The sequence below is a fragment of the Virgibacillus sp. W0430 genome (genome assembly GCF_051846935.1).
Lineage (GTDB): Bacteria > Bacillota > Bacilli > Bacillales > Amphibacillaceae > JBPYCR01.
This window is the reverse complement of record NZ_JBPYCS010000052.1, coordinates 1-4,136: the sequence shown is the minus strand read 5'-3', so window position 1 is coordinate 4,136 and position 4,136 is coordinate 1. Positions and strand designations below refer to the sequence as shown.

3 protein-coding genes and 1 pseudogene are annotated in these 4,136 nt (G+C 35.0%); all 4 read left to right on the top strand.

The window, feature by feature from the left end; all coding sequences use genetic code 11:
* Positions 1-75 (top strand): 50S ribosomal protein L33 (gene rpmG / locus ACLIBH_RS14220; protein ID WP_439317375.1); only part of this gene is annotated, 75 nt, incomplete at its 5' end.
* A gap of 939 nt (positions 76-1,014) precedes the next feature.
* A complete protein-coding gene (locus tag ACLIBH_RS14215) occupies positions 1,015-1,593 on the top strand; it encodes a 5-formyltetrahydrofolate cyclo-ligase (protein WP_439317374.1) in 579 nt (192 codons plus the stop codon).
* Positions 1,580-2,587 (top strand): ThiF family adenylyltransferase, encoded by a 1,008-nt coding sequence (locus ACLIBH_RS14210; protein WP_439317373.1) that lies wholly within the window; start codon positions 1,580-1,582, stop codon positions 2,585-2,587. The genes ACLIBH_RS14215 and ACLIBH_RS14210 overlap by 14 nt, the downstream gene beginning before the upstream one ends.
* Before the next feature lie 1,264 nt (positions 2,588-3,851).
* Positions 3,852-4,136: pseudogene (locus ACLIBH_RS14205) on the top strand (rhomboid family intramembrane serine protease); the annotation flags it as partial.

The following is a 4,136-nucleotide window of genomic DNA, read 5'->3' as shown; positions in this document are numbered from 1 at the left end:
AATCCGGAACGAATTGAGCTTAAAAAATATAGTCCACGGTTGAAAAAACATACTTTACATCGTGAAACTAAATAATACGTTTACAAACTCTTATCACGACTTGATAAGAGTTTTAATTTTTTTATGGGATCTGAGGAGCTATCTATGATACGTAAATTAATAATAGTCGCAACGTAATAATAAAGATCATAACTACAATAAGGGACGAAGTGGATTTTATTAGTCGCTCAGTTAGCTTTACGCACAGGAAATGGGATGATAAATCGAAAGCTATTAGACAAAGAAGTAATTTCTAACATTAACGCTAAAGGTAAAAACTCGTTTTCGGCGGACGTGCAGTAGCTTGATCGTACACATGGTGTGGTCTCATCAAACTCTTTCCTCCCGCTCTCGCATCTTCCCATTCGCTAGGAAATACTTCTGGATTTTCCACAAGCAAATCCGCAAACTCATTTTATTATAAAAGATTAACATGAATTTGGCTGTTCAGTTTACAAACAAGTGTATATCATTCCTTACAAAGTTAATAAATGTTTAAGTATGAGGAAAATGTTTGTGGGGGAACAGATGCACGAATCTAACTAGATAATATGTGATCAATTTTACTTCGAACGATATACACATGAATAACACCGTTGATTTTCACTGCAGGTGGATGCTTTCCGCGGGCACGGCTTCAGCCTCCTCGGAAAGCGTAGTGTATATCTACTGCGGTCGGTAGGAATCAATACTAAAATTAACGAATACAAAGACAGGTTTTTTAACTTCTTAAAATAACACCCACAAATACTTGACTCAATCAATTTTTAATGTAAAAAGTAATGCGTTCCCACATCTTGTATAATGGAGTTAATTATAGAGTTGATCAAGAAATTTCGCTGATGCTCTCTGACAGTAGATGACACATTTTACGAGTCTACGCCTAACATATAGGATCCAATCAATATAGTAAGAAAAAAAGATGAGACAAATTAGACATTAAGTATTTTTACGGTTTAAGAATGGAGTGATCGTATGGAAAAATCTCGTTTACGTAATAAAGCTATACAAACTCTTAAAAACATACCGGGCCAACAAAAAGTTCAAATTGAGCAACAGCTACAGAGGCAATTATTTTCCCAACCGGAGTGGGTTATGGCAGGATCTATTGGAATTACCGTTTCCCAAAGCTTTGAATGGGATACAGTACCTATAATTGAAATGGCTTGGAAACAAAACAAAAAAGTGCTAATACCAAAAAGTACGCCTTCAGTAAAATCGTTGGATTTTTATTACATCTTTTCATTTAATGATGTAGAAATAGGCAATTTCAATCTGCTTGAGCCTAAAGTTGAACAAGCAAATAGAGCAAATAAAAATCAGATTGACCTATTAATTGTTCCTGGACTGTTATTTACAAAAGAGGGATATAGACTAGGATTTGGTGGTGGTTATTATGATCGCTTTTTAGTAAATTACAACAATAAGACCTTATCACTGCTAAACGATGATCAGTTTGTAGATGAATTACCTATAAAAGAATACGACATACCTATAAAAAAGTTAATTACACCTACTAAAATAGTAACGGGGGATGAAAATGGATCGGAATAGATATTCACGACAAATGCTTTTTGCGCCTATTGGAGAACATGGACAAAAACATTTAATGGATAGCACCGCTCTAGTAGTTGGTGCTGGTGCACTCGGTACAGTTATTTGTAACCATCTTGTTCGCGCAGGTGTAGGAAGAATTAAGATCGTTGATCGGGATTATGTGGAGTTTAGCAATTTACAACGTCAAATGTTATTTGAAGAAAAAGATGCCCGCGAAGCTGTACCAAAGGCATATGCTGCCAAAAACAAATTAGAAAAAATAAACAGCGAAGTTAAGATTGAAGCGCATGTTATGAATATAACAAAACATAATATACGAGAACTCGTACAGTCTGTTGATATTGTAATGGATGGTACAGATAATTTTACGACTAGATATTTACTAAATGACGTTTGCTTTCAAGAAGGAATTCCTTTTTCATATGGTGGTGTAGTAGGTGGACGTGGAATGGCCGCACTATTCATTCCTCACAAAACGCCTTGCTTACGCTGTCTTGTTAAGGATGGAGGAGAAGGAGGACAAACGTGTGATACAGTTGGTGTTATTTCTCCTGCTGTAGATATCGTTTCCTCGTTACAAGTAACGGAAGCTCTTAAATACTTAACAAACAATCATGATCAACTTCGATCGACCTTTCTATCATTTGATAGTTGGTTTAACCGTATGTACAATATAAAATTTACGACAAGTGATCCAACTTGTCCGACATGTAGCTTAAAGAAATACCCTTCATTATTAGACGCAGTAGACGAAGAGACCGTTTTGTGTGGTAGAGATACAGTTCAAATACATACTCGTACAGCAATGGACTTACAATTTTGGGAAAATAAATTAGCAGAAGTTGGTTCCGTTCAGTTGACTCCATTTTTATTAAAGGTTCGCATTGAATCGATTCAATTTGTAATTTTCCCAGACGGTCGAGTTCTTGTACAAGGGACTGAAGATGCTGCCATAGCTAGATCATTGTACGATCGTTATATTGGCTCCTAATGTATAAAATGAAACAGGATGTGCAACATAAGAAAAATCGGATATTCGGATTATTGTGTAGGAAATCGGCAAAGGCTCTCTGAACCGAGAAAATGGAAGATGCGAAAATCATCGGTTTCGCATGAATCGAAGATCGTGGACAGAGCGTAGCGAGGGAAGCGGATGCGGCCATACCGACGGAACGCGGCCGCCTTCCACTGCAACCCTCGGATTCCGGCAATTAACAAGTATTTGGTGACTTTTTTAGTGGCCTCAAAGAAAGCGGTGAGCCCCCACAGTGCGTATCACGACGAGGCTCACCACTCGCCCCGCGAAAAGCGCGTATATTCCATGAGTGGAAATATTAAAATGTTTCTCCCTACTACACTATTCTCCGGATACCGAAAATTCATAGTTATAAAGGATGTCGAAGATGCGTACAATTGCAATAATTATTAGTTTAATTAGCTTATCAACTGTTTTATTCAAATTGCGCTATCGTTTATTAAATTTAATTTTAGCTATTCGATTTCTTAGGAAATTTTTTGTAACAACCTCAATGAAAATTCCACATTTTAGAAAAAATGTTGTGCCACTATTTTTAAATCAATCAAATAATTAGCAATTACCTTTTTAAAGCTATTTTTTGAACCGTTATTTATTATAGGAAAGTTTAATTTATTTATTTTATATTACCAATTTAGGAAAGCGTAATTTCTTTTGTTTAATAGTACTTATATGGCATTTTAACAGAAGAATTTACGCTATCCTTTCTGTACAGCCTCCTCTTTAATACGCACAAATTAACGCAGTTGACATATCGTTCGCTCTTTGTACAATATCTCAACTAATTTAGGTATTTCCCCAGCTTCCTAAATGGATTTTCAGCTGTTGTTTTTCCTACTGGTGTCTTATATATGTCATTCACTAAGATGAACATGAAAATAAGGAAGAAAACTTCAATGCTTTAATCTCTCCATTATCCAGCATCCGGAACCAGTTGAAGATTATCATAAAAAGTTCAAAGAAATAGAATTCGTATTGCAGCATTTTGACGGATGACCGATGGAAAATGATGAAGAAATTATGCTTGTTTTTTCCCTATCGATTGAAAAATGAACGAAATTAGTACAATGCCTATATTCTTACCAATATATTTTCTCCTACAACCATTTTACGCATACTAGTTATGTTGCTCTTTTAATTCAAAATTTACTTTATGATCATTTTATTACGTAACACCTAGCTTCTTTTGATATGATTAAAGTTGGAGGTGTACTTAATTATGGATTTATCAGAGCAGTACACAATGTATCGAATGGCATCACAGCTATTATTGAAAGATGAGTATGATTTACTTTATTTTAACGATGCAAGAAATGAACTGTGGCTTGAAAAAAAGGAAAAGAAAAAAACGAAAATAATTCGTTTTATACATAAAGGGTTTAATTGGAAAAACCACTTAAAAAAAGATATTGCTATCGTTTTCGAAAAAACCAAGTCTATAAATAAACAGCTCCAAAGTAAAAATATAGAAATTTTCAATATATACTTTTCTTCCTTACCACCG